At 46.1% G+C, this 20,898-nt stretch carries 22 protein-coding genes, 4 tRNA genes and 2 pseudogenes; 18 read left to right on the forward strand and 10 right to left on the reverse strand.

Annotated features, from left to right (window positions below):
• Window positions 1–106: 106 nt before the first annotated feature.
• The 3 genes from FGS84_RS21790 to FGS84_RS21800 are packed head-to-tail and all read right to left on the reverse strand — an operon-like array spanning window position 107 to window position 2,300.
• Window positions 107–1,618, reverse strand: a complete 1,512-nt coding sequence (locus FGS84_RS21790; RefSeq protein WP_138310422.1) for a DUF4173 domain-containing protein — start codon at window positions 1,616–1,618, stop codon at window positions 107–109.
• Window positions 1,611–1,838: a helix-turn-helix transcriptional regulator gene (locus FGS84_RS21795; protein ID WP_138310423.1), complete on the reverse strand. Its 228-nt coding sequence runs from the start codon at window positions 1,836–1,838 to the stop codon at window positions 1,611–1,613. Before FGS84_RS21795 ends, FGS84_RS21790 begins: the two co-directional genes overlap by 8 nt.
• 15 nt (window positions 1,839–1,853) lie before the next feature.
• Window positions 1,854–2,300, reverse strand: coding sequence for a DUF2975 domain-containing protein (locus tag FGS84_RS21800; protein WP_138310424.1), 447 nt, complete (start codon window positions 2,298–2,300; stop codon window positions 1,854–1,856).
• Window positions 2,301–2,606: 306 nt separating this feature from the next.
• Between FGS84_RS21800 and FGS84_RS21805 the strand changes: the two genes are divergently transcribed.
• The 4 genes and pseudogenes from FGS84_RS21805 (at window position 2,607) to FGS84_RS21815 (ending at window position 4,231) form a co-directional block, all read left to right on the forward strand.
• Window positions 2,607–3,044, forward strand: coding sequence for a MarR family transcriptional regulator (locus tag FGS84_RS21805; RefSeq protein WP_138310425.1), 438 nt, complete (start codon window positions 2,607–2,609; stop codon window positions 3,042–3,044).
• Window positions 3,045–3,055: 11 nt separating this feature from the next.
• Window positions 3,056–3,298 (forward strand): annotated as a pseudogene (locus tag FGS84_RS31840) (DUF554 family protein); the annotation flags it as partial.
• Between the two features lie 15 nt (window positions 3,299–3,313).
• Window positions 3,314–3,451, forward strand: coding sequence for a DUF554 family protein (locus FGS84_RS31845; RefSeq protein ID WP_279232847.1), 138 nt, complete (start codon window positions 3,314–3,316; stop codon window positions 3,449–3,451).
• 117 nt (window positions 3,452–3,568) lie between these two features.
• Entirely contained in the window at window positions 3,569–4,231 is a 663-nt protein-coding gene (locus FGS84_RS21815; RefSeq protein WP_138310426.1) for a 4Fe-4S binding protein, read from the forward strand.
• Window positions 4,232–4,376: 145 nt separating this feature from the next.
• On the opposite strand, the pseudogene FGS84_RS21820 reads toward FGS84_RS21815, so the two are convergent.
• Window positions 4,377–4,607, reverse strand: a pseudogene (locus FGS84_RS21820) (4-hydroxyphenylacetate 3-hydroxylase C-terminal domain-containing protein); the annotation flags it as partial.
• Between FGS84_RS21820 and FGS84_RS21825 the strand changes: the two are divergent.
• Window positions 4,554–4,772, forward strand: coding sequence for a hypothetical protein (locus FGS84_RS21825; protein ID WP_243130033.1), 219 nt, complete (start codon window positions 4,554–4,556; stop codon window positions 4,770–4,772). The pseudogene FGS84_RS21820 and the gene FGS84_RS21825 overlap by 54 nt on opposite strands.
• 66 nt (window positions 4,773–4,838) lie before the next feature.
• Here FGS84_RS21825 and thrS read toward each other — a convergent pair whose 3' ends face one another.
• On the reverse strand, window positions 4,839–6,593 hold the full coding sequence (gene thrS, locus FGS84_RS21830) for a threonine--tRNA ligase (RefSeq protein ID WP_138310427.1): 1,755 nt from the start codon (window positions 6,591–6,593) through the stop codon (window positions 4,839–4,841).
• Window positions 6,594–7,379: 786 nt separating this feature from the next.
• On the opposite strand from thrS, the gene FGS84_RS21835 reads away from it, so the two are divergent.
• The 13 genes from FGS84_RS21835 (at window position 7,380) to FGS84_RS21895 (ending at window position 18,441) form a co-directional block, all read left to right on the forward strand.
• Window positions 7,380–8,069, forward strand: a complete 690-nt coding sequence (locus FGS84_RS21835) for a FadR/GntR family transcriptional regulator (protein ID WP_138310428.1) — start codon at window positions 7,380–7,382, stop codon at window positions 8,067–8,069.
• Between the two features lie 99 nt (window positions 8,070–8,168).
• Window positions 8,169–9,434 carry an ABC transporter substrate-binding protein gene (locus FGS84_RS21840; RefSeq protein WP_138310429.1) on the forward strand — a complete coding sequence of 422 codons (1,266 nt, stop codon included), beginning with the start codon at window positions 8,169–8,171 and terminating at the stop codon, window positions 9,432–9,434.
• Window positions 9,435–9,558: 124 nt separating this feature from the next.
• Window positions 9,559–10,434 (forward strand): branched-chain amino acid ABC transporter permease, encoded by an 876-nt coding sequence (locus FGS84_RS21845; RefSeq protein WP_171042691.1) that lies wholly within the window; start codon window positions 9,559–9,561, stop codon window positions 10,432–10,434.
• An 18-nt stretch (window positions 10,435–10,452) separates the two neighbouring features.
• Window positions 10,453–11,469, forward strand: coding sequence for a branched-chain amino acid ABC transporter permease (locus FGS84_RS21850; RefSeq protein ID WP_138310431.1), 1,017 nt, complete (start codon window positions 10,453–10,455; stop codon window positions 11,467–11,469).
• Window positions 11,462–12,217, forward strand: coding sequence for an ABC transporter ATP-binding protein (locus FGS84_RS21855; RefSeq protein WP_138310432.1), 756 nt, complete (start codon window positions 11,462–11,464; stop codon window positions 12,215–12,217). Before FGS84_RS21850 ends, FGS84_RS21855 begins: the two co-directional genes overlap by 8 nt.
• Before the next feature lie 9 nt (window positions 12,218–12,226).
• Window positions 12,227–12,937: an ABC transporter ATP-binding protein gene (locus FGS84_RS21860; protein ID WP_347563868.1), complete on the forward strand. Its 711-nt coding sequence runs from the start codon at window positions 12,227–12,229 to the stop codon at window positions 12,935–12,937.
• Between the two features lie 50 nt (window positions 12,938–12,987).
• Window positions 12,988–13,815 (forward strand): transketolase, encoded by an 828-nt coding sequence (locus FGS84_RS21865; RefSeq protein ID WP_138310434.1) that lies wholly within the window; start codon window positions 12,988–12,990, stop codon window positions 13,813–13,815.
• 25 nt (window positions 13,816–13,840) lie between these two features.
• Window positions 13,841–14,770: a transketolase C-terminal domain-containing protein gene (locus FGS84_RS21870; RefSeq protein WP_138310435.1), complete on the forward strand. Its 930-nt coding sequence runs from the start codon at window positions 13,841–13,843 to the stop codon at window positions 14,768–14,770.
• Window positions 14,771–14,801: 31 nt separating this feature from the next.
• Window positions 14,802–15,686, forward strand: a complete 885-nt coding sequence (gene garR / locus FGS84_RS21875) for a 2-hydroxy-3-oxopropionate reductase (RefSeq protein WP_138310436.1) — start codon at window positions 14,802–14,804, stop codon at window positions 15,684–15,686.
• A gap of 10 nt (window positions 15,687–15,696) precedes the next feature.
• Window positions 15,697–16,725: an alcohol dehydrogenase catalytic domain-containing protein gene (locus FGS84_RS21880; RefSeq protein ID WP_138310437.1), complete on the forward strand. Its 1,029-nt coding sequence runs from the start codon at window positions 15,697–15,699 to the stop codon at window positions 16,723–16,725.
• Window positions 16,726–16,740: 15 nt separating this feature from the next.
• Window positions 16,741–17,547 carry a sugar phosphate isomerase/epimerase family protein gene (locus FGS84_RS21885; protein WP_171042692.1) on the forward strand — a complete coding sequence of 269 codons (807 nt, stop codon included), beginning with the start codon at window positions 16,741–16,743 and terminating at the stop codon, window positions 17,545–17,547.
• 242 nt (window positions 17,548–17,789) lie between these two features.
• Window positions 17,790–18,212 (forward strand): DUF3842 family protein, encoded by a 423-nt coding sequence (locus tag FGS84_RS21890; RefSeq protein WP_138310439.1) that lies wholly within the window; start codon window positions 17,790–17,792, stop codon window positions 18,210–18,212.
• On the forward strand, window positions 18,199–18,441 hold the full coding sequence (locus tag FGS84_RS21895; RefSeq protein ID WP_138310440.1) for a hypothetical protein: 243 nt from the start codon (window positions 18,199–18,201) through the stop codon (window positions 18,439–18,441). The genes FGS84_RS21890 and FGS84_RS21895 overlap by 14 nt, the downstream gene beginning before the upstream one ends.
• Before the next feature lie 26 nt (window positions 18,442–18,467).
• On the opposite strand, the gene FGS84_RS21900 is transcribed toward FGS84_RS21895, so the two are convergent.
• The 5 genes from FGS84_RS21900 to FGS84_RS21920 form a co-directional block, all read right to left on the reverse strand.
• A complete protein-coding gene (locus tag FGS84_RS21900; RefSeq protein ID WP_138310441.1) occupies window positions 18,468–20,273 on the reverse strand; it encodes a DUF5050 domain-containing protein in 1,806 nt (601 codons plus the stop codon).
• Window positions 20,274–20,416: 143 nt separating this feature from the next.
• A tRNA-Phe gene (locus FGS84_RS21905) sits at window positions 20,417–20,489 on the reverse strand.
• Window positions 20,490–20,495: 6 nt separating this feature from the next.
• Window positions 20,496–20,568, reverse strand: a tRNA-Lys gene (locus tag FGS84_RS21910).
• A gap of 27 nt (window positions 20,569–20,595) precedes the next feature.
• A tRNA-Met gene (locus FGS84_RS21915) sits at window positions 20,596–20,669 on the reverse strand.
• 52 nt (window positions 20,670–20,721) lie between these two features.
• Window positions 20,722–20,803: transfer RNA gene (locus tag FGS84_RS21920), tRNA-Tyr, on the reverse strand.
• Between the last annotated feature and the right edge of the window lie 95 nt (window positions 20,804–20,898).

Raw genomic sequence — 20,898 nt, forward strand, 5'->3', positions numbered from 1 at the left:
TTTCATAGTATACATGAAAAACCATTGGATTCATAGAGTGATTCTCAGAGTTTTCTGCTTATACCTGTACCATGCATGAACCTCCTGCGCCGGTTTCCTTGCAGTCTTAATGGTTTCTGAGATACGACCTGGCTTTCAGAACTGAAAAATTACAGGTCCGAAGTCCCATTGGTTCTCCGTCATCCCATACCTCATATCTTCCCGCATACCAGGACAGCAGGCGCTCCTTTATCTCAGAATCCGCCATTCCCTCCAGGGCAGGGGCAGCATCCGTGGAAAGACGCATAAAATCATTCTGCTCCTCCCTGGCAATGTTGTCTCTGTGGGATACATTATAACGGGCTGTTATATAGTCCGGACGCATCCACGCTAACACAAGATAGAAGGAAGATACTACTGCCAGGCAGAACCGGAACAAAGGAAAATCGTGATTAAAAATAAGAATTACCACCCCCGCCATCAGCACAAACAGCATGGCCAGGAACCACAGCACCAGGATTCTGAGGAATGTCAGCTGATACTGCTGTACATACAGCACCATCCTGTACACGGCAGACGCCAGCATCACATAGGTACAAAGGCTGACCAACAGCAAAAAAATATTTAACAGGGCATGTTCACGAAAATACTTAAGGCACATAAGCACCATCACAAGATTCAGGACAGCCACAAAGAGCAGCTGGAAAAATCCCTGTCTGGCATACTGGGAATACGTCATTCCCAGAGGCAGACTTCCCTTTCCCATAAAAAGGTACACAATCTGGATGACGCAGAATACCAGGTAAACAATGCCCACCATAGCCATAAAGCTGACCGCTGCCACGGGAGAATGCCTGCGTACATCGGCCATTCCGTCACTGATGCTTCCCCCATAGGCGCTGCAAATCAGGCAGTACATGGCCAGCGACCAGAATATGGTCTGAAGCGCCGCAAGAAACAGGGTGACCGGATTCAGAAACCTGGAGATAACAACCACCAGCATGTTCCTGAATACCATGTCCGCGCCTGACAAAAGCACGCACAGGAATATAACTGCCGGTATTGCCGCGCAGGCGCCTGCCAGCAGCCGGAATACATTCCGGCTCCGCTTATCCTTCAGGGACTGTATATATTCCCCTAAATGACGGAACGGATAAAATACCATTCCCACTGCCTGGGCCAGGTACAGAACAATGGAAGCCATGTATTTTCCTATGTTCCATTTATTATCCTGATGGCACTGGTGCAGGATGAATATACAAAACAGAAGAATCAGGGCCAGCCGGTTCATATAATACCCAACTGTCACATTCCCTGTAAAACAGGTGGAAAGTCCAATCAGCAGGGATACAGCAGCCAGCAGCCGGGAATCCTTCTTAATGGCCACTCCCATTTTCCTGAATATCAGGAATGCTGACCCATAGGTGGCTGCCACGAACAATGGGACTGTAATCCCCATGGGATTCCGAAACAGGCAGAAACTGGCGCACACGCCGTAAAAAATACTGAGAAGGCCGAAAAATCCAAAATCCCTTCCTATTCTCTGGAGACGCTTACCCAGCCTTTCCTCTGTCCGGTCCCCGCTGCCGCTTACAGCTCCCCTGGGTGTCACAGCCGTCAAATACATCTTATCATCCATTCTCACTCTCTCCTTCCTCCGGCTCATAACTTAATATATCACCCGGCTGGCAGTCCAGGGCTTTGCAGATAGCCTCCAGGGTGGAAAACCGGATTGCTTTTGCTTTATTATTTTTCAGGATAGACAGGTTTGCCATGGTAATGTCCACTTCCGCAGACAATTCCTTCAGACCCTTTTTTCTCCTGGCCATCATTACATCCAGATTGATTACAATTCCCATGTCATTCCTCCCTGTCTAGATAGTCAGGTCATTTTCCTGCTTGTAACGGATTGCCTGTTCGAATACCAGACAGAGCACGAAACAGAAAAGACCTGCTATCGAGAAAACAATAATAATCACTGCCGTGGCCGGGGTAAATGCCACAAACAAACGCAGTACCGACAGAATGGCTATGAGAAAGCTGCATTTTCCCATTCGTTTTAAGGACGCTGCATTTTCCATGACAAAGGCGTCGTCTGCCAGCACAGTGGCAAACATCCGCCGCAGCTCCAGCACAAGCAAAAGTGCCAGCACCCCTGAGGCCATGTATAGCATGCACTGGACCACGTAATAGGTCCTGAACGTCTCAATATACATGCCCACATAGTGAAAAAGAACCGGAATCGCCGCTGTTATAGCCATCCCCATATAAAACATGATGTCCAGAAGCCCTTTTGTAAATCTTACCAAACGCATATTCATACTAAAATCCGCCTTTCTGTATTGCTTATATGCCCCCCGGAGGGCTTTTACCTTACTCGAAATCCTTAATTGGAATATAACACCGTTTATATTATTTTTCAATATATTTTTATTGATATTCGATAAATTAATATTGATATATAATAACAATTAAGAAGATTGTAAGGATTACATGGGGGCGCAGAAGAATAAAGGGGGGACGCAGGAGCGCAGAAAGGCAGGGACGCAGAAATCGGTTGACACCGCCTATGGTTAGAATTATAATAGTTAGAATTCTAACTATTTGGAAAGGCGGTCCGTTTATCCATGAATTTTCATTATCTGTTAATGTCAGGCCATGCCATCTATTTAAAACAGCTTATGGCCCAGCTGCACCATACCGGCCTGACATCCGGCCAGCCCAAGGTCCTGGACTATCTCATGGGACATGATGGAGCAAACCAGAAGGAGATTGCAGATGCCTGTCACATAGAGGCCGCCACCCTCACATCCGTACTCAATGGAATGGAAGCAAAATCCCTTATTGAGCGGAGACGGGCGGATGGCGACCGGCGTTCCTTTTATATTTATCTGACGGATATTGGGAAAGAGATGGGACAGAACGTAACAGAGGCATTTTCCAGACTGGAAAAAGATACATTCCGGGATATCCCGCCTGAAAAGGTGCAGGAATTTATGGAACTGTTCCAGGAATTATATCTAAGAATGAAACGGAATCTTGATACAGAAGAACCCGCAAAGTAAACAAGGAAGCTCTCCCCAATATCTTTGGCCTGTCTGCCATTACCATGGGAATCAGCCTTATTATCATGTTAAAAAGTCTGTCTGCCGTGGTGCTGGCCCTTATTGCGGGTACTGTCATAGGAGAACTTCTGAACCTGGAGGATAACCTGCTAAAGGGGCTTCACCGGCTGGAGGAACGGCTTCCCCTGACACTGGATGACCAGCAGATGGATGTGTTAATCAGTATGATAATCCTGTTCTGCTTCAGCGGAACCGGGGTATTCGGCGCCATGCTGGCTAATTTTAATGCCTGCGGGGAAATCATCACCCTGGCAGTGGGTTTAAAAATTGCAGGTATCAAGCGGACCAAGGTCTTAAATATTCTTCCGGCCATTGCCATCATTTTCCCGCTGTCCTGCCTGCTTTAAAAAATATGTTAAAATCAGCAGATAAGATGTTGTCATAACAACATACATTTTCGGTTTTCCATAGTATACTTCCAGCATAACAACAATTCACTGTTTTGCTTCAAGGAGGATAAAGGAATGATTCGAAGAATTATTAAGATAAATGAAGACCTGTGCAACGGATGCGGCGCATGTGCTGCGGCCTGTCACGAAGGAGCCATCGGAATGGTGGATGGAAAAGCCCGGCTTTTAAAGGATGATTACTGTGACGGCCTCGGGGACTGTCTGCCCACCTGCCCTACAGGGGCCATTACCTTTGAGGAACGGGAGGCGGCTGCCTATGACGAGGCAGCTGTAAAAGCCCGCATGGTCAGGGAAGCAAGGGAAAACCCTGTTTCCACAGAAAGCCTTTCCACGGAAAAAACCCTTTCCATGGAGAGCCGGCTGACCCAGTGGCCTGTGCAGATTAAACTGGCTCCTGTCCAGGCCCCTTATTTTAAGGATGCCCGCCTTTTGATAGCTGCTGACTGCACTGCCTTTGCTTATGGCAATTTCCACAATGATTTTATAGCCGGACGCATCACCCTGATAGGATGCCCGAAGCTGGATATGGTGGATTACTCTGAAAAACTGACGGAAATCATCCGTCTCAATGATATCAAGGATGTCACCATTGTCCGCATGGAGGTTCCATGCTGCGGCGGTATTGAAAATGCCGCAAAACGCGCACTCCAGGCCAGCGGGAAGTTTATACCGTGGCAGGTTGTGACCGTCGGGACGGATGGTACTCTGATACGGTAAAGCTGCGGCCGGCCGTGAATCAGCTGCGTATCCGGCACAGACTTCTTTCCTTCAATACGCATACACGCTTAAAGGCGTTTAAGATACGGATACACCCATATCTTAAACGCCTTTGCCGTACTCAGTATTGGGCTTATGGAATCATTTACCTCTGGGTATTCTGAAACTTCTCCAGCATTGCCCTCGGCGTAGCCGTCCTCCTCTCATACCTTGGACACTCCACCCCGTCAAAACCAGCCAGATACTTGGCAATCTTCTTAAGTTCCTCCAAATCATAACGGCTCATAAGGGTAATTGTCTCCATAAGAGGCGAACCGCCTCCATGTACACCGGCCACACACTGGGCACCCTCGAAGGCGTCGCAGAGTTTATCCTGATGTTCGGTATCGCCGGATTAATCGGCCCCCGTGCGGCTGTTAAGCTGAACGTTGGGGGCGACTACTCCAGAGCCTTCCTCATGGGCTTTGTTATGTCCGTTGTATCCCTTGCAGCTACTTTTGTTGTAAAGAAAAAGGTGGCCGTATCGCTGAAACAGGCCTGACATAAAAAATCACCTGCCCATTCGGTTCTTATGGGCAGGTGATTTTTTGATTATTTAATGACCTATTTATCTCTCTTTTGTCTCAATCATCTTCTTAATATCTCCGATGAAATCATCCAGTCCTGCAGCGCCCAGGTCGCCCTTATCGCGGCTTCTCACCGTAATTGCGCCCTCTGCCGCTTCCTTTTCACCCAGAACCAGCATATAGGGAACCTTTTCCAGCTGGGCCTGACGAATCTTGTAGCCCACCTTCTCGTCCTTGTGGTCCAGCTCTGTGCGGATACCGGCTGCCTTTAACTTCTCATATACCCCGGTTGCATAATCCATGGACTTCTCGGAAACAGGAATTACCTTAACCTGTACAGGAGCCAGCCATACCGGGAACTTTCCTGCAAAATGCTCAATCAGAATACCGATGAAACGCTCAATGGAGCCAAAGCATACACGGTGAATCATGATGGGACGCTTCTTGGAGCCGTCCTCAGCCGTATATTCCAGGTCAAACCTCTGAGGCATCTGGAAATCCAGCTGGATGGTGCCGCATTGCCATGTCCTGCCCAGGGAATCCCTCAGGTGGAAATCTATCTTGGGGCCGTAGAACGCGCCGTCGCCTTCATTGACAATATAATCAAGCCCCATATCCTCCAGCGCCTTCTTAAGGCCGTTTGTAGCCATCTCCCAATCCTCGTCAGACCCCATGGAATCCTCCGGCCTGGTGGACAGCTCCACAAAATACTCAAAGCCAAACTGTGTATACACTTCATTAATCAGCTTTGTTACACCCTTAATCTGGTCCTCAATCTGGTCATCCCTCATAAAGATATGGGCATCATCCTGGGTAAAGCAGCGCACGCGCATCAGACCGTGAAGCTGTCCGCTCTTCTCATGACGGTGAACCAGTCCCAGCTCGCCCACCTTTAAAGGCAGGTCGCGGTAAGAGTGGGGCTGGTTCTTATAAACCAGCATTCCTCCCGGACAGTTCATCGGCTTGACAGCATAGTCCTCCTCATCAATTACAGTGGTATACATATTGTCCTTGTAATGGTCCCAATGGCCTGAATTCTCCCACAGCTTGCGGCTCAGGATAATGGGAGTGGAAACCTCCTGGTATCCGTCCCTGTAGTGAATCTCACGCCAGTAATCAATCAGGGTATTCTTTAATGTCATTCCTTTTGGAAGGAAGAATGGGAATCCGGGTCCTTCCTCTGCAAACATGAACAGGCCCAGCTCCTTGCCCAGCTTCCTGTGGTCGCGCTTCTTTGCCTCTTCCATCATGGTAAGATAGCTCTCCAGGTCCGTCTTGTTGGCAAAGGCGGTTCCGTATATCCTGGTCAGCATCTTATTCTTCTCGCTGCCTCTCCAGTAGGCGCCTGCAATGCTTGTAAGCTTAAATGCCTTTACGCCCTTTGTATACATGATATGGGGTCCTGCGCACAGGTCCACAAACTCTCCCTGCTGGTAAAAGCTGATTGTCTCCTCCTCCGGCAGGTCCTCAATAAGCTCTACCTTATAGGGCTCACCCTTTTCCTCCATGAACTTAATGGCCTCAGCCCTTGGCAGTACAAAGGGCTTAACCGGCAGATTTTCCTTTACAATCCTGGTCATCTCCGCCTCTAACTTTTCAAGGTCCTCAGGAGTGAAACCTCCCTCCCTGTCAAAATCATAGTAAAAACCGTCATCAATGGCCGGTCCAATGGCCAGCTTTGTGTCTGGATACAATCTCTTCACTGCCTGTGCCAGTACATGGGATGCTGTGTGGCGTATGGCCCTCAACTCATCCTCTGCTTCCTGTACACTTCCGTCCGGTAAAATGATTTTCATACAAATCTCCTTTCTTTACACGGGCCTTTCCGGTCCCATGTCTTTGGTATCAGCCTGCTGTGATGATTCCGGCTGCTGTAGTTGATTCCGGTTGTTCCGCCGAATCCGTTTCATACTGAATATGTCCGCCGCCGGAATCCTGTAAAAAACGGGAAAATAAAAACCCCTGGACATATTCATATGTCCAAGGGTGCATTCACACGGTTCCACCTTGATTTTCACTCATTTATCCCTTAACGCGGGAGTACGGCGCCATTTCCCATCCGTTTTGTGCTGTAGCACCTGTGCGGACATCCCTGACGCGGCTCAGGACTGGTCTTCGTCAGTCTTTGGTATGCGGCCTTTCCACCAACCGGCCTGCTCTCTGGATACTTCCCACTGACTACTGTTTCCCTCATTGCCTTTGCTGCTTATTGCTAATCTTGATTATAACACCTGCCTCTGATTTGTCAAGACCGGCTGCCCAAAGTTGAACTATTTAATGTATACCCTCACCCTTGTAAGTATCTATCGATAAAAATTGTGAATATATCACAATAACAAAGATGTTAAATAAATAACATATGTATATTTTGTACATATTCATCATTTAAAACAATGCAAATATACGATTTGTAAAAAAACCATTGACTTTTTATCCTCATGTTGTTAGTATTTAACACATAAGTTGTATTACTTATTACCTATTACTTCTTACGTTCCATGACATACATCATAATTACAGTGGACGGTCTTTAATAAAAAGATTATACTAAATTATAAAGATATAAATTGGAGGTAGGTAATATGGCAATACAAAAAATTGGCCGTGTCAATGTCAGTGATGCAGTGATGGATGAGATTAAACGGTTGATTAGCAGCGGCGAATGGCCGGCAGACAGTAAAATTCCTTCTGAAAATGAGTTGGCGTCCATGATGGGGGTTTCAAGGGTGTCAATCAGAAGTGCTCTGCAGAAGCTGTCCAGTGTTGGATTGATTGAAAGCCGTCATGGAGAAGGAACATTTGTAAGTAAGTTAGATGGGGGACAGGTGATGAATATGCTCTTGCCCGTTGCAGTGCTTACATATGATAATCAGAAATATATGGTTGAATTCCGAAGAGTCATTGAAAGTGAACAGGCTTATCTGGCTGCGCTCAGAATCACTCAGGAAGAATTAAAGGAGATAAAGGAAAATTATAGAAAGATGCAGAAGGTAGACCCTCTATCCCAAGCATGCTCAGAACTTGATGTTGAATTTCATATGTTGGTGGCAAAGGCCAGCAAAAATCCTATGTTTATCCAGACAAGCAATATACTGAGGGACACAATACTGGACAATATTTTGTACGTAAGAAAATACACAAAAGAAAACCAGGCATTTACATATCACAAACGGATTATTGATGCATTGGAACAACGGGATGCTATGGCAGCAAAAGAAGCCATGTTTGAACATCTGGAACGTCTGTGGGAGTTGATACAGGAAGGCAGCTAAATAACTATCCTCTCTGCGCTCCGCTTCCCCTCTTCCGGCAATATTTATGGCGCATGCCTTAAATATATATAATACTAACCAGCAAGCGAAAGGAGTACTATGAAAAAGAGGAGCGTATTGAGTTTTATAGCTGTAATGATGATGGCTGCTGCAGTAACGGGCTGCTCAACATCAGCCAACACGGACACTGCAGTAAGCGGGGATGCAGCGGAAAATGAAGCGGCAGGGAGTGAGGCAGCAGGAACAAATGCTGATTCCGGAGAATATGCGTATGTAATCGGACATTACGGCGGAATCACAGGTTCTGTGGCAACTGCAGGGGTCAATGGCTATAACGGTATTAAACTATGTATTAAACAATGGAATGAAAAAGGCGGTGTCCTGGGAGGACAGATTAAACTTGAATTTTATGACGACGGGGCAACCACAGAGGGAGCTGTTAAAGGTGTCTCCTACCTGATTGATAATTGTAAGGTAAACGGGATTATTGGTTCTCAGTTAAGCGGCAATATCGAATCCACAGGAGACCTTGTTGAGGCATCCGAGATACCGGAAGTTGCCACGGGCATGAATCCGGCCTGGCTGGAAAAGGGATGGACCTATCTGTTCCGCTCCGTACCGAATTCCTCCGGAGGTGCAGAACCCCTGGTAGATGCCATGGAAAAACTCGGCACCACGGATTTGGGTTGCTTGGTATATCAGGATGATGGTAATATTTCTGCCTATACACAGGTAAAAGATGTCATCACCCAAAGAGGAACCGTTAAGATTGTTGAAGATGAACAGGCCATGGTAGGTGAAACAGACTGGACAGGTGCATTGTCCTCTATTTTATCCAAAAATCCCAACGGAGTATTGATATTTGCTCAAAGTGAGCAGGGCTGTCTGATGGTCAAACAGCTGCGTTCCCTGGGGTATACCGGATACATCTATGGACCGGAAACCTTCTCCGCTCCAGATATCAGAAAGGTTGCCGGCGACGGCGCAAACGGTGTTGTATTCTTTACTCCCCACTGCATTCCTGATTCAGCAGAAGAAGGCAACTCTGAAATGGAAATCGAATTTTTAAAAGCCTACCAGGCAGAGTATGGGGAGCTTCCCACACATGATGTTGCCTACCGTGCATATGACGCCACCAATATTCTTCTGACCGCAGTGGATAAAGCAGGTACAAAGGACGGTACGGCTGTCAGGGATGCCATTAAGAACTTACAGATTGATATACTGGCAGGCCATGCCGATTTCTCAAAATTCGATAACGGAGAATGCATGAGCGGACAAAAGATTTTCGTTACCCACGGAGGGAAAAACCTGACCCTGGAAAACTTTTTAAAGGACAATGCTCCTGACACATATAAACCCTGATGCTGATTCCTATTCAAACCCGGCAGCATTCATAAATTAGAGCCATGAAATGTGAATGAAAGATATGATTATGTTTCATGGCTCTTTTTTTGACCTTTTTTCCGGAATTTTGGAGGTAAAAAATATGAATATGTTAATTTCTGTTATTGTAGGCGGGTTGGTTCTGGGTTGTACCTATGGAATGCTCTCCCTTGGATACAGCCTGATTTATCAGGCATCCGGCTACATGAATTTCACGCAGGCCACGCTTTTGATGTTTGGTTCATTTCTGGCATGGCAGTTTCTGGGCATGGGAATCCCCTTCATTGCAGCTCTGTTTCTGGCTGTTATCATCATGTTCTTTATTGGCTGGATGATGGAGCGTTTTGTCATCCGCATTCTGGTAAATAAAAAAGCAAAGAACGTGTATGTAGTCCTGGCAACCCTGGCCCTGTCAATCATTATGGAAAACGCAGCCATGCTGATATGGGACTCCCGCCCCCACTATTTTCCTGCATTATTTAAAAATAATCAGATAAAGATTGCAGGAACCACTGTTTCAAAGGAAAGCCTGCTGTGTATTGCTGTTGCCTTTACGGCAATGCTGATTCTTCACTTTTTTCTCAACAAAACAAAATTTGGAACAGCCATGAGGGCCGCAGCCCAAAGTAAGACAGCTGCAAGCTGCATGGGTATAAACGTCAATCTCACCATCGGAGTTACCTATGGTATTGCCGCAGCATTGGCATGCCTGGGAGGCATTCTGGTTGCCCCCACCCTATATGTGTCCTACCAATTAGGAGCCCAGCTGTCCGCAAAAAGCTTTGCAGGCGCTGTCATCGGAGGATACGGAAACATATACGGAGCCATTGTAGGAGCCATATTGATTGGTCTTTTGGAAACCTTTGTAGGAGCATATGTCTCATCGGCATATAAAGAATTCATCGTATATGGTGTTATGGTCCTGTTTATGATTTTCAAGCCATCCGGTATTTTTAACGCTAAAGTTTATGAAGTGTAACGTGGAAGAGGTGAAGTGATGGGAAAAAACAAAAAATTACTGTATATCATCATAATAGCATTGGCAGCAATCATTCCATTCATGATGGAGCACAACATCATATTCAAGCAAAGCAAGTATATTTACCTGCTCCTTTGCCTGATTGGTATCTATACCATCGTTACCAGCGGTCTGGATATCGTGTTTGGTTATACGGGTCAGATTTCATTTGGCCATGCGGGTTTCTTCTGTATCGGCGCTTACGGAACCGTACTGCTGACACATCCTGACTGGGGACTTGGAAAGTATATGGGAATGACGATACCTCCTATTATCAGTATTGTCATTGTATCATTATTGGCCGCCCTGGTAGGTGCATTGTTAGCCATTCCTGCGTCAAAGCTGGTATTCCACTTTTTAGCCCTTCTCACCATTGCGTTCAACCAGCTGGTATTGCTGATGGTATCCAACTTTGCAGGACTGACCAACGGATATATCGGAATCACAAGGGTTCCATCCATCAATATTTTAGGATTCTCTTTTAATACAATTAAAAGTAAATATACATATTATTTTCTTGTCCTGTTTTTTGTAGTGCTGTTTCTCATAATCAAGGAAAACATTGTACACTCCAGGGTAGGACGCAGTTTTATAGCAATCCGTGAAAATGTAACGGCTGCAAACGGCTGCGGCGTCAATACCAGCAAATATAAAATCATCTCCTTTGCCATCTCTGCGTTTTATGTGGGGTTTGCCGGAGCTTTATATGCGCATATGGTTGGATTTATCAGCCCGGACACATTTGTACAGAATACGTCCGTAATCTTTATTACCATGCTTTTGTTCGGCGGCAGCGGAAACCTGTTTGGTCCTATATTAGGCGCTATCATAATAACAGTCATCCAGGAGGGGCTTCAGTCGCTTTCAGACTACAGAATGCTGATTTACGGAATATTCATTTTGGTTATCATTCTGTTCCAGCCCCACGGAATATCCGGTATAGGCGAAAGCATTTCAAGGATAGCAAGAAAACGGGGAGGTAATGCCAATGCTTAAAGTCACAAATCTTACCATTAACTTCTCGGGTCTGAAGGCCGTTGACGGACTCAGCTTTGAGATTGAGCAGAGCGAAATATTCGGACTTATAGGACCTAACGGCGCAGGCAAAACAACAACCTTCAACATGATTAGCGGAACCTTTAAACCCACTTCCGGGACCATTGAATTAAATGGGGAGCGAATAGACGGCAATTACATGTACCAGACCAATAAACTGGGGGTCGCAAGGACTTATCAAAATATCAACCTGTTTAAAAGCATGACCGTCCTTGACAATATCTTAGTCGGCCAGCAATCCCGGCTGAAGAGCAGTGTCCTGGCATCCATTTTGCACACTCCTTCCCAGCGGAAGGAAGAAGCTGCTGCTGTGGAAAAGGCAAAGGAAATCATGGAATTCGTTGGGCTTGGACATAAAGAAATGGATTACTCACACTCTCTTTCCTACGGGGAACAGCGAATATTAGAGATTGCCCGTGCACTGGCCAGCGACCCCATACTTCTGATATTGGATGAACCGGCTGCCGGTATGAATCCGACTGAAAAGAACCAGCTTGCCGACCTTGTACTGAGAATACGGGCCAGAGGAATCACAGTGCTTTTAGTGGAGCATGATATGAAATTTGTAATGGGAATAACAGACAGAATCTGTGTATTGAACTATGGCAAGCGGATTGCCCTGGGTACTCCATCCCAGGTTCAGGCGGACCCTGCTGTAATTGAAGCATATCTGGGCGGAGGTGAATAGATGGAACCCATATTGACAATTCGTGACCTGGATTTCCATTACGGAGAAATCCATGCACTGGACCATGTAAGTTTTGATGTATACCCAGGTGAAATTGTTGCCATGATTGGCAGCAACGGCGCAGGCAAGACAACACTGCTGCGCACCATCTCCGGCCTGCTGGGTAAAAACACAGGCGGAACAATATCCTTCATGGGTAAAAGAATTGATTCCATGCCTTCCCATAAAATTGCCGGTATGAGGCTGGGACAGGTACTGGAAGGCAGATTGGTATTCCCACTTTTAAGTGTCCGTGAAAACCTTATGATGGGAGCTTATCTCCAGAAAGACAAGAAATCCATCAAGGATAAGATGGAGTACTGCTATCATCTGTTTCCCAGGCTTCTGGAAAGAGAAAACCAGAATGCAGGAACATTATCCGGCGGTGAACAGCAGATGGTTGCTGTTTCCCGCGCCCTGATGGGAAATCCTCAGCTTCTTATGATGGATGAGCCGTCCATGGGACTGGCGCCATTGGTAATTCAGGACATTTTCAGGACCATACAGAAAATACACGATGACGGGGTTACCGTACTTTTAGTTGAGCAGAATGCAAATGCAGCCCTTAAAATTGCTGACCGTGCCTATGTCCTGGAAATCGGAAAGCTTGTAAAACAAGGACCAGCCGAAGAACTGGCCAACGATGACAGTATCCGCAGGACTTATCTTGGAGTTTCCTGATAAATCTTTGAGGCTGTAACCATAAAATTTTAAGTAGGAGGAAAATCAATATGAAATATCGCAAGGAATTGTTGGAAGAACTGACAGCAAAAGCTCAGCAGCTCAGAAAAGATGTTGTAATAAGCATTGGAGTTGGCGTTGCCGGCCATGTGGGAGGCTCTTGTTCTGCGGCTGATATTGTAGCCGCGCTCTACTTCTACAAAATGAAATATGACCCAAAAAATCCTCAAATGGCAGACCGTGACAGGTTCCTGCTCAGCAAGGGACATGTGGCCATCCTACAGTATTCCGCATTGGCAGAAGCAGGATTTTTTCCTGTAGAAGATTTAAAGACAACAAAGGAAATCGGTTCCTATCTCCAGGGTCACCCTGATGTGCGGAAAACTCCTGGAATAGAGGCTGGTACAGGTTCCCTGGGCCAGGGTCTTTCCATCGGGCTTGGAATGGCTCTTGGATTAAAATCAGATGGCCTGGACAGCAGGGTTTATGTCCTCTGCGGCGATGGTGAATTAGGCGAAGGCCAGATTTGGGAGGCTGCAATGGCTGCCTCTGCCTATAAGGCTGACAATCTGCTGGCCATTGTCGACCAGAATGGACTTCAGGCCATGGGAAAAGTTACGGAGCGCCTTGACACAAATCCTCTTCCTGATAAATGGAAAAGCTTTGGCTGGAATGTAATTGAAATCAACGGCCATGACATGGAGGAAATCCTGACCGCTCTGGACGAAGCCGAGACAGTCAAAGGACAGCCCACTGTCATCATAGCCCATACGACAAAGGGAAAAGGCATCAGCTTTGCAGAGAATGTTGTGGGATTCCACAACGGGGTTCTGACAGAAGAAACCTACCATAAGGCGCTGCAGGAATTATCCATCTAAAAAACAGAAAGGAAGTACAAATACTATGGGATATATGAATCAAAGAGTAGCTTATGGCAACACGTTAGTAGAGCTTGGAAAAACAAATGAAAAAATCGTTGTACTGGATGCTGATTTGTGCGGTTCAACCATGGGGAAGCTGTTTGAACAGGCCTATCCTGACCGTCATTATGAAATGGGAATTGCCGAGGCAAATATGACATCTGTGGCCGCCGGATTAGCCCAGACAGGTAAAATACCTTTTACAAATTCCTTTGCCGTATTTTCAGCCGGCAGGGCATTTGACCAAATCAGGCAGACCATATCCATTGGAAGGCTTAATGTAAAAATCGTAGGTTCCTCTGCTGGCTTGTCCGACTTTGGTGACGGTTCCACCCACCAGTCCGTGGAAGACATTGCATATATGAGATCCATCCCAAACATGACTGTTATCTGCCCGGCAGATGCCAACGAAACAGTTGAGGCCGTAAAGGCAATTGCAGCGTATGACGGTCCCTGCTATTTAAGGTTAAACCGCAATGACTATGACAATGTGACAGCAGAAGGAAAAAAATTTGAAATAGGAATTCCCAGTGTGCTGAAGGAAGGCAGCCAGGTAGCTGTTTTTGCCACCGGCTACATGACAGGCGTGGCGCTTGCAGCTGCCCGCGAACTGGAGGGAACCGTATCTGCAAAGATAATCAATGTAAGCACCTTAAAACCTTTAAATGAAGAATTAATCGTCAAGATGGCTGAGGGCTGCAGCGGTATTGTCACGGCGGAAGAACATAGTATCATTGGCGGTCTGGGAGGCGCTGTTTCACAAGCATTCTGCAAAGCATGCAAGCCCATTGAATTTGTAGGTATTAACGACACCTTTGGATGCAGCGCACATTCCTATAAAGATGTTCTGGATTACCATGGCCTGACAAAGGAACATGTGATGGAAGCAATAAAAAAAATAGCGGCAATCTAATCAAATCAATTATTCAAAAGGAGGAATTGTAATGAAAATAGGATTCATAGGACTTGGTATTATGGGTAAACCCATGGTTCGCAATTTATTAAAGGCAGGACATGAAGTGGTTGTTTATGATGTAGTAAGCGCCAATATAGAAGCAGTCAAGGCTGACGGAGCAATAGAAGCCGGTTCCTCCAGGGACGTTGCCAGCCAATGCAGCCTGATAATCACAATGCTACCAAACAGCCCTCATGTAAAAACAGTGGTACTCGGTGAAAATGGAGTGCTGGAGGGCGCAGAAGAAGGCACCATACTGATTGATATGAGCTCCATTGCCCCCCAGGCATCCCAGGAAGTATACAATGCATGCAAATCCAAAGGCGTCAGAATGATTGATGCCCCTGTCTCCGGCGGGGAACCCAAGGCAATTGACGGCACCCTATCAATCATGGTAGGAGGAGATGAAGATGTCTTTCATGAAGTATATGATATCCTGATGATTATGGGCGGAAGCGCTGTTCTCTGCGGCAGCATAGGGGCAGGAAATACCACAAAGCTTGCCAATCAGGTAATTGTTGCCTTAAATATTGCAGCTGTCTCTGAAGCATTTATGCTGAGCACCAAAGCAGGGGTAAACCCAATGAAAGTTTTTGATGCAATAAAAGGCGGTCTGGCCGGTTCCACTGTCATGAATGCCAAGATACCAATGATTACAGAAGGAAACTTCAATCCCGGCTTTAAAATAGACCTGCATATTAAGGATTTGAACAATGCAATTGAAACAGGCCACAATGTAGGCTCTCCTCTTCCATTCACTTCTCTTGCAATGGAAATACTCCAGAATCTGCATGCTGATGGATATGGGCAGGATGACCACTGCGGGATTGCTAAATTCTATGAAAAATTAACGGGAACGGAAATCAGAAAATAGGGGGGAAGAGATGAAAGCATTACGGTATTTAGGTCCAAAGAAACTGGAAGTTCAGGAACTACCCACGCCTGAGCCCGCCAAAGGAGAGGTATTAATCAGGGTCCTGGCCTGCGGCATATGCGGAAGCGATGTACATGGATATCTTGGTTTGACCGGCCGAAGAATTGAACCAATGACCATGGGACATGAATTCTGCGGCGAGGTGGTAAAAGCAGATGCCTCATGCAGCCAATATAAGGCAGGCGATAAGGTCATTGTCCAGCCAATCCATTTTTGCGGTGAGTGTGTTAACTGCAGGAGAGGCCTTACCATGTTATGCCTCAACAAGCGATTCTTCGGTGTTCTCACCGTTGACGGCGCCATGGCAGAATATGTTTCTGTACCTGAAAAATTATTATACCCACTTCCAGACAGCAGCTCTCCCCGCATAGGAGCTCTCGTTGAACCATACGCAGTGGCTTACGGCAGTGTCTTAAAGGCTGGTGATGTGGAAGGAAAAACCGTATTAATCATTGGAGCCGGAACCATAGGAGCATGTGTCCTGCAATTAATAAAGCTTAAAAATCCCGGAAAACTCATCGTATCCGATTTAAGCGATGCCAGACTGAATACAGCACTGGAATTGGGGGCAGACGCAGTCATTAATCCTTCAAAACAGAACTTCATGGAAACCATATCCCAATTGACAGACGGTTTCATGATTGACACCTCCATTGAATGCGTCGGAGTCCAGCCATCAGCCAATCAGTCCATTCAATGCCTGAAAGTAGGCGGTACCTCTGTTTGGGTAGGTATGTCCCAAAAAGAAATGACCATCAATATGCAGGATATTGTATGCTCGGCAAGACGCGTAATTGGAAGCTTCAACTATACCCACAAAGAATTTGGGCAGGTGGCAGAGATAGTCACATCCGGGAAACTGGCTACTGATAAATTGATAACCAAGGTTGTATCCCTGGAGGAGGCCGTAGATATCTTTCCGGAAATCCATGAGCATCCTGATGATTATCTAAAAGTCATCATTGAGCCTCAACTGTAAATAGGAGGAATGAAAATGAAATACGGCTGTTGTCTTAATATGATTGCATCCAACCCGGATAAAACAGGAATCGAACATCTGAAAGCCCTGGCAGCGTCAGGTTACGATTATGTGGAACTCCCTCTTGCTGAAATGATGGATTTGCCGGAAGCACAGTTTAATACTCTGATTATGAATGAGTTGGAACAATACAATATACAGTGCGAAGTATGCAATAATTTTTTTCCGGGCACAATCCGTCTCACAGGCAAAGATGTAGACCAGTTACAGATTATGGACTATGTAAACCGCGCCCTTGAACGGGCAAAAAGCTTAGGCGTACAATATGTTGTCTTTGGAAGCGGAAAGGCCAAAAATGTTCCTGACGGATATCCTCTGGAAAAGGGTTACCAACAGGTAGTGGAGCTTCTTGGACAAATAGGTCCTGTTGCAAAAACCAAGGGGATAACAATCGTAATAGAGCCCCTGCAAAAGGCTGAGTGTAATTTAATCAACACTTTTGAGGAGGGATGCAGACTGGCCTCTGATGTAGACCATGAGTCCATAAAAGTACTGGTTGACTTCTATCATATGACGATTGAAAAGGAACCCCTCCTTCACCTGGAACAAAACGGGAAGGAATACCTAAGGCATGTCCACTTTGCCAATCCAAACGGACGTGTATATCCAAAGGATATCCAAGAAGCGGATTATATTCCATTTTTTCAGGTTCTTGAAAAAATCGGGTATCATCAGAGAATCAGCTGTGAAGCTTATACCGATACGTTCGGTACCAGTTCAGCTGCAGCGTTAAATGTACTAAAAAATCCGCTGAACAACTAAATATACTTAAAAGGAGCAGACTACATAATCTGCTCCTTTTCTGTGGCCTGAACTTATCCCGGCTTCTCTGAATATCAGAATCTATTATCCACAGTTTTTTCCTTAAAAAGCTACTGTCTGTGGATAACATTTACTTTCCCTCTCATTTCTGTTAAAATATATCCCTGTAAACTATTTTAATTCCATGTCAGACACGGTTTATCAACATTGACCCACAGCACAAAAGAAAAGAAGGTGAATCCATGAAAATTGTCATCATAGACGGGCAGGGCGGAAAAATGGGAAAGTCAGTCATCGAGCAGCTGAAAAAGCGTTTCCCAAATCTGGAGACATATGCCATCGGCACAAACAGCATTGCCACCTCCGCCATGCTGAAAGCAGGCGCCACCTATGGCGCTACAGGTGAAAACCCGGCCATAGTCAATGCCCAGGATGCAGATATCATCATCGGCCCTATCGGCATTGTCATGGCGAATTCCCTTTTAGGGGAAATTACGCCTGCCATGGCCACGGCCATCGGCATCAGCAAAGCATATAAGATACTGATTCCGGTGAACCGGTGCAATCACTACATCGTAGGCTGCCAGAACAGCACCTTATCTGACTATATCAATATGGTATGTGATGAAGTGGGAAAGGAAGCAGGTATCAATGAGAACCATTGAATTTAAGATGGAACGCCAGGGCCTTGTGAACAAAGGCGATAAAGTAAAAATAATCGAGCGGGAAGGAACCAGCAGCTACAGCTATATCATCGACCCTGCTGTAGCTATGTCCGGCTGCTTCGCCGCCCGTTACCGTATCAAGTCTGGATACGGAATTGTAAAAGACATCCGTGAAAATTCACGGGGTTTTTATGTGATAGTAGATTTTGATGAGGACGAACCCCGTTAACAGGTAACACTTCTCTTAATCCAATTTTAACCCAGGGGCACTATCTTCACCTCTGCGGACGGTTCCGTTACCGGCGGAATGGTAGGGGCCGGAGCCGGCAGCGTGGGAGCAGCTGTTTCCGTATGAGGCCCTTCCGTACTGATTACAGGGTCATTATCCACAGAAGGCTCCACCGGTGAAACAGTTTCCGAAGAGGAAGGGGGCATGGTCTCAATTGGCTGAATAATGTCCCCTGACTCCTGGGCCTCACTGCTCTCCTGTGTTTCTTCAGAAGGAACCATATCAATCAGGCTCCTGTCACCGGCATCCAGTTCAATGGCTTTGCTCCACAGAATACTGGTTATTCCGCTGTTTCTGTCCCACTCACAATCATGCCACAGGCAAATGACCTTACCATCCTTAGCCATAATGATTTCCAGCATATCATTTCCGTCCACATGCTTACCGGTCCGAGCGGCTGTATCATTTATCTGATAAATATTCCCGTCTCTTGATATAATAGCAGCTGTCCCATAGGCCTGTTTCCAGATAGCCGGATTGTATTCCCCAAATATCTGTCCCTCATCCTCGTAGTAGTACATATTCTGCATCACACCTGGGAAACGCTCCGACACTGCCTGTTTATTCTGTCCGCTCAAATCCGTCCTGAATATCTGGCTGTACCATTCTCCTCCCGTACCTTTATCCACATAACTGCTGTAATAAATCTGATTATCCACAATGCAATAGCTCTGTACACCATAGTTTTCCCTGATAATGGCAGTATCGTTCCCTTCGCTCTTTACACTGACAGAAGATTTTGTTCCGCTGCCGCTCAGATAATACGTCTTTCCTCCTATGGTTACCTGACCGTGTTTTACATATTTTATCTTTCCGTCTTCCTCAATCCGGTAAACACGGTCCCCAATGCTGACACTGCTGCCGCTTTCAGCCACTGCAGGATTGCCCAAGTCATCTACCAGATAACAATTTCCATCCTTTATGACCACCGAATATCTGGCTTCCCCAGTGGCCACCTCGGTGCCTGAGGTGGTGCTGTAAATCTTCCCGGCCTGGGAGTAATAGATTGTATCCCCCATTACCATATACCCATCCACGTTCTCCGCAATCAGCTCCTTGGTATCGCTTCCCGGCCTCATCCTAAACAGCTTATCACAAAGCCCCCTCTCAGCCTCGGAAAGGCCCTGTTTCTGGCTTTCTTTTACCTTAGGCAGGAAATATACGTAATCGCCGTAAGCACGCATAGAATTCCTTGTGGTCTTTTCCGGGGCCGTCTCCCCTCCCAGTACCACCACCTTGTTCTCTACGGTCTTGCGGTACAGGATGGTCTTAAACAGTCCTGTGTCTTCCGCCCTCAGATAACACCAGAACGCATTGGTCCTCACCAGGCTGTCCAGGTTTTCTCCTGTACTCTCAGGTTTGTAGTCCAAATCAATTTGGATGTCCTTCAGATAGCCCTTTGTGTCGTGGCAGGTATAGGTCTGTCCCTCCTGTTTTAATACCCCGGTGGCCATGATACCGTCGCTGTCAAAGTAATACAGAAACCCCTCTATATCCTTCCACTGGGCCGTCACGTACTCTTCTTCATCCAGATAATACATCCATCCATTATCAGTCTCATTCCATCCTGGCTTTGGTTCCTCCCTGGTATCTATGGTAATGGAAGGCATCTCCTTCTGCTCAGTACTGAAATCCAGATTTTTATAATCTGACCTTATTTTCCCAACCACTGACATAACAACATACACAGCCGCCGTCATAATAACAGCTGCCATGATAATCAAAAATACAGTCTTGATTGGTGAATCCTTTTTTTTGCGCCGTCTGCTCATTCATTTTCCCCTGGTATCTTTTGTTAGTAGTATACTTAAACCTTAAAACATTATTTATACTATCAGACTTTCAGCCTTTTTACAATGAAGTAAATCTTACAATAAAACAAAAAAGCACCCATCCGTCAAGGATAAGTGCTGAGTGCCCAAAGTCGGAATCGAACCAACGACACGAGGATTTTCAGTCCTCTGCTCTACCAACTGAGCTATCTGGGCATCTGATGAGCGTGCCGGGATTCGAACCCGGGACAACTTGATTAAAAGTCAAGTGCTCTACCGACTGAGCTACACGCCCATAAGGTTTAAGTTTTTGCAAAAAAAATTGCGGGGGCAGGATTTGAACCTACGACCTTCGGGTTATGAGCCCGACGAGCTTCCAGACTGCTCCACCCCGCGCTAGTATATAATTATAAATGTTTTAAAATGTTTTGTCAACCAACATTTTAAATGGGCGAAGGTGGATTCGAACCACCGAAGGCATTGCCAGCAGATTTACAGTCTGTCCCCTTTGGCCACTCGGGAATTCGCCCTTATTAAATTAGTATATACACTTTTCTGTAAAGAATACTTAAATGGGGCCTACAGGGCTCGAACCTGTGACCCTCTGCTTGTAAGGCAGATGCTC

The organism is Clostridium sp. 1001271st1 H5 (assembly GCF_005845215.1).
In the GTDB taxonomy this organism is placed as follows: Bacteria; Bacillota; Clostridia; order Lachnospirales; family Lachnospiraceae; genus Enterocloster.

Coding starts and splice junctions, on each gene's coding strand:
- FGS84_RS21790 (WP_138310422.1), bottom strand. CDS start 1,618: ATGGATGATAAGATGTATTTGACGGCTGTGACACCCAGGGGAGCTGTA.
- FGS84_RS21795 (WP_138310423.1), bottom strand. CDS start 1,838: ATGGGAATTGTAATCAATCTGGATGTAATGATGGCCAGGAGAAAAAAG.
- FGS84_RS21800 (WP_138310424.1), bottom strand. CDS start 2,300: ATGAATATGCGTTTGGTAAGATTTACAAAAGGGCTTCTGGACATCATG.
- FGS84_RS21805 (WP_138310425.1), top strand. CDS start 2,607: ATGAATTTTCATTATCTGTTAATGTCAGGCCATGCCATCTATTTAAAA.
- FGS84_RS31845 (WP_279232847.1), top strand. CDS start 3,314: ATGCTGGCTAATTTTAATGCCTGCGGGGAAATCATCACCCTGGCAGTG.
- FGS84_RS21815 (WP_138310426.1), top strand. CDS start 3,569: ATGATTCGAAGAATTATTAAGATAAATGAAGACCTGTGCAACGGATGC.
- FGS84_RS21825 (WP_243130033.1), top strand. CDS start 4,554: ATGTACACCGGCCACACACTGGGCACCCTCGAAGGCGTCGCAGAGTTT.
- thrS (WP_138310427.1), bottom strand. CDS start 6,593: ATGAAAATCATTTTACCGGACGGAAGTGTACAGGAAGCAGAGGATGAG.
- FGS84_RS21835 (WP_138310428.1), top strand. CDS start 7,380: ATGGCAATACAAAAAATTGGCCGTGTCAATGTCAGTGATGCAGTGATG.
- FGS84_RS21840 (WP_138310429.1), top strand. CDS start 8,169: ATGAAAAAGAGGAGCGTATTGAGTTTTATAGCTGTAATGATGATGGCT.
- FGS84_RS21845 (WP_171042691.1), top strand. CDS start 9,559: ATGAATATGTTAATTTCTGTTATTGTAGGCGGGTTGGTTCTGGGTTGT.
- FGS84_RS21850 (WP_138310431.1), top strand. CDS start 10,453: ATGGGAAAAAACAAAAAATTACTGTATATCATCATAATAGCATTGGCA.
- FGS84_RS21855 (WP_138310432.1), top strand. CDS start 11,462: ATGCTTAAAGTCACAAATCTTACCATTAACTTCTCGGGTCTGAAGGCC.
- FGS84_RS21865 (WP_138310434.1), top strand. CDS start 12,988: ATGAAATATCGCAAGGAATTGTTGGAAGAACTGACAGCAAAAGCTCAG.
- FGS84_RS21870 (WP_138310435.1), top strand. CDS start 13,841: ATGGGATATATGAATCAAAGAGTAGCTTATGGCAACACGTTAGTAGAG.
- garR (WP_138310436.1), top strand. CDS start 14,802: ATGAAAATAGGATTCATAGGACTTGGTATTATGGGTAAACCCATGGTT.
- FGS84_RS21880 (WP_138310437.1), top strand. CDS start 15,697: ATGAAAGCATTACGGTATTTAGGTCCAAAGAAACTGGAAGTTCAGGAA.
- FGS84_RS21885 (WP_171042692.1), top strand. CDS start 16,741: ATGAAATACGGCTGTTGTCTTAATATGATTGCATCCAACCCGGATAAA.
- FGS84_RS21890 (WP_138310439.1), top strand. CDS start 17,790: ATGAAAATTGTCATCATAGACGGGCAGGGCGGAAAAATGGGAAAGTCA.
- FGS84_RS21895 (WP_138310440.1), top strand. CDS start 18,199: ATGAGAACCATTGAATTTAAGATGGAACGCCAGGGCCTTGTGAACAAA.
- FGS84_RS21900 (WP_138310441.1), bottom strand. CDS start 20,273: ATGAGCAGACGGCGCAAAAAAAAGGATTCACCAATCAAGACTGTATTT.